This window comes from Brevibacterium salitolerans, assembly GCF_039531405.1.
GTDB lineage: Bacteria > Actinomycetota > Actinomycetes > Actinomycetales > Brevibacteriaceae > Brevibacterium > Brevibacterium salitolerans.
Window position 1 is genome coordinate 1 of sequence record NZ_BAAAPZ010000014.1, and the last position, 2,651, is coordinate 2,651.

Annotated in this window: 3 protein-coding genes; all 3 read right to left on the minus strand. The window is 66.6% G+C overall.

The features are described 5' to 3' along the window. Positions 1 to 257: 257 nt before the first annotated feature. Positions 258 to 1,508, minus strand: coding sequence for a type II toxin-antitoxin system HipA family toxin (locus ABD240_RS13025; protein WP_291791290.1), 1,251 nt, complete (start codon positions 1,506 to 1,508; stop codon positions 258 to 260). Continuing rightward, positions 1,505 to 1,795: a helix-turn-helix domain-containing protein gene (locus ABD240_RS13030; RefSeq protein WP_344337698.1), complete on the minus strand. Its 291-nt coding sequence runs from the start codon at positions 1,793 to 1,795 to the stop codon at positions 1,505 to 1,507. The genes ABD240_RS13025 and ABD240_RS13030 overlap by 4 nt, the downstream gene beginning before the upstream one ends. Positions 1,796 to 1,857: 62 nt before the next feature. After that, complete coding sequence (locus tag ABD240_RS13035; RefSeq protein WP_344337699.1) at positions 1,858 to 2,319, minus strand: GNAT family N-acetyltransferase; 462 nt, start codon at positions 2,317 to 2,319, stop codon at positions 1,858 to 1,860. Between the last annotated feature and the right edge of the window lie 332 nt (positions 2,320 to 2,651).

A 2,651-nucleotide genomic window follows, 5' to 3' on the forward strand; every position in this document is an offset into this window, starting at 1 on the left:
ACACCACACCCACCCAAAACCCGGACAGGCCTGGCAACGCATTCAGTATCCACAAACAATTCCCCTACTGCCCGCAATTGGTTACGAGAAACCGCATCCGAATGTGGCTGTCCATTCCGGACTGACCATTCAGATCGTTTCCCGCGCTTTTCTGCTGGGCAACGAGAGATAAATTTACACACTCATGGTCGCGCTGCGCAAACGCGGAGACCGTGATGCCCAACACCTCGTCGATGCGGTGCTCCGATGCAGACCGGCTACGAGCCGGCCGCGGCCTCCAGCGCCGCTCTCAGCCGCCGCCGCGGAATCTCGAGCCCGTCTGCCGCCTCCCGAATGTCAGGCTCCGCGAGACCGACCTCACGCGCAGTATCCGCCCAACGCGCCACCGCCCGGTCCACTTCCATGATGACTTCCGCTGCTCTGTGCGGTGCCAGCCCGCAGTACTCCGCGAACTGGACCACAGCCTCGGCTTCGTCGTTCCCTCCGGTTGCGCCCATCACCGCCGTCTGCCGGTCGGAATCTGGATCCGGATCCGGGTTGACATCGAACACCGGGGACAGACGCCAGCCGGCGTCCGTTCGCAGGAAACCATGATTGCGGAGGTGGTCATCCGTATTGTGGATCGCAGCGGAGAAGACGACCCGTCGGAACATCTGTGCGGCATCCGCGCGCCAATCGGCACTGTGCTCTTCGATCGCACTCACCACATCCAGATAGTCCGAGTACTCTCCGTCTCGCCGCTCGGCCGCGGTCATTGCGCTCATGTAGCCGATGCGGGCGCCACGCTCCGCACGGTCGAAGCGGTCAAGGAGGAGCACCGGCCTGGACTCGATGCGTATGAGACGGGACCGAGGCACCGGTATCCCTGCATCCCCTGCGAGACGCAGTGCCACCTGCTCCCACTCGATCACAGGGCGGTCCTCCGCCGGCCTCGTGAACTTCGCGAGGAGGAGACGTCCATCGTCACCCGTCACCGCAGCCTTGGGCCGTGCGCCTCCCAGCGATCCCGTGCCGGCCTCCAGCAGCTCCTGGATCGCACGTCCGTCCCCGGCCACCGCGCGGTCTGCCGCTCGCTGCACGCGCGGCAGGCTGAGGACGGGAGGAACCCGGACATGGGCCGCGACGAACTCGGAGCTCTCACCGCGCGTGAACCGCAGAGCGCCCTGACGCGTCTCGTCACTCACCCCCAGGAGGAAGTCCACGTCCGAGAGATCGCGGCGGGCCTGGCCACGCTCCTGTGCCTCCCGCCGGAACTGCTTCTCCACGAGTGTGCGTCCCCACCGATCAGGCGAGCAGTCCTGAAAGGCGCCCGGCAGCCCCTCCACGGACGCCGGGCCGGCGATCAGGGGCAGCCGGGGGTCTATGGCGTAGGCATCCGTGCGGCGCAGATAGTCGGTGGCGTACGAGAAGGTGGTGGTCACTCGTCTGCGCGCGACGTGGAAGAAGGCCATGCCCGCCCGCACCGGAGCCCCGCCGAGCTCCACGAAGACGCTCGCCGACTCCGTCACCGGCGCACTCGCCTGGGGAGAGCCGACTGGGCCCGGAGCCGGCCGAGTTCCGTGCCCATGGGATCGAAGGCCTCCACGACGTGTTCGAGCTGTCCAACAGCGTCAGCGACGGCCAGAACCGCGCCGAAGGACACCGAGGGGTCGCCCTTCTCCACCTTCCGGAGCGTGGAACGCGAGATCCCGGCACGCGTAGCCACGTCCTCAGCCCGCATCCCCATCATGCGTCGCCAGGTCTGCAGGTGCTCACCGGCTTCCGCCGCGCGTCGCTGCACCGCAAAACGAACCATCGCTCACTCCTCAGTGTTGCTGACGCACACACTCTACGAGGCAAGGGTTGCGCTGGCAACAGTTATGAATCGGCGGAAGATGCTGCGCCGCCGAATGCCTCCAGCGCGCCTCCGTCCAGCCGGAATGTGCTCCACTCCGACATCGGATGAGCACCCAGGGACCGGTAGAACTCGATCGCCGCGGAGTTCCAGTTCAGAACCTGCCATTCGACACGGCGCCACCCCCGTGCCACTGCCACCGCGGCCAGGGACTGGAGCAGCGCTCTTCCTCGTCCTGTGCCGCGGCACGCCGGACGGACGTAGAGGTCCTCGAGGTGTATTCCGTTCACGCCTTCCCAGGTGGAGAAGGTGAGATACCAGAGCGCGAACCCGTCGAGCCGAAACGAAGTGCCACCGGCCTCCGCAGCCTCAGCGACGTGCGCGAATATGGTGGAGCGAGGGCCGAACAACGCATCCCGGAGTCCGCTCTCCGTGAGCTTCACGGCGTCAGGCTCCTTCTCGAACTCGGCGAGATCGACGATCATGCCGAGGATCTCAGGGACATCCGCCTCGACAGCCTCCCGAATGCGCCCACGGCCCGTAGAACCTCCCGCGCGTGTCCGCTCTTCCTCACGCGGCGACGATGATTCGCTTCCCATGCGACACAGCATACGCATCTGCGCAGGCCGGCTGTCGTGCGTCGCTGCATGAAAGGCCCCACACGCCATAGGGAAGTACCGACCGCGCGGAACAGCGGAAACACCCAGACCCACTGGAGTGCTGCGGGAGCCCGGCGCAGGCGTGTTCGGGTGGTGTGGGTTCGGGCCGGCTGGGTTGAACAGCCCAGCCGGCCCGCACACACCTGCAGCCCCACCCC

What these genes read in the sequence shown, in the direction of transcription:
- ABD240_RS13030 (WP_344337698.1), bottom strand. Translation starts at nt 1,795, where the DNA reads ATGGTTCGTTTTGCGGTGCAGCGACGCGCGGCGGAAGCCGGTGAGCAC.
- ABD240_RS13035 (WP_344337699.1), bottom strand. Translation starts at nt 2,319, where the DNA reads ATGATCGTCGATCTCGCCGAGTTCGAGAAGGAGCCTGACGCCGTGAAG.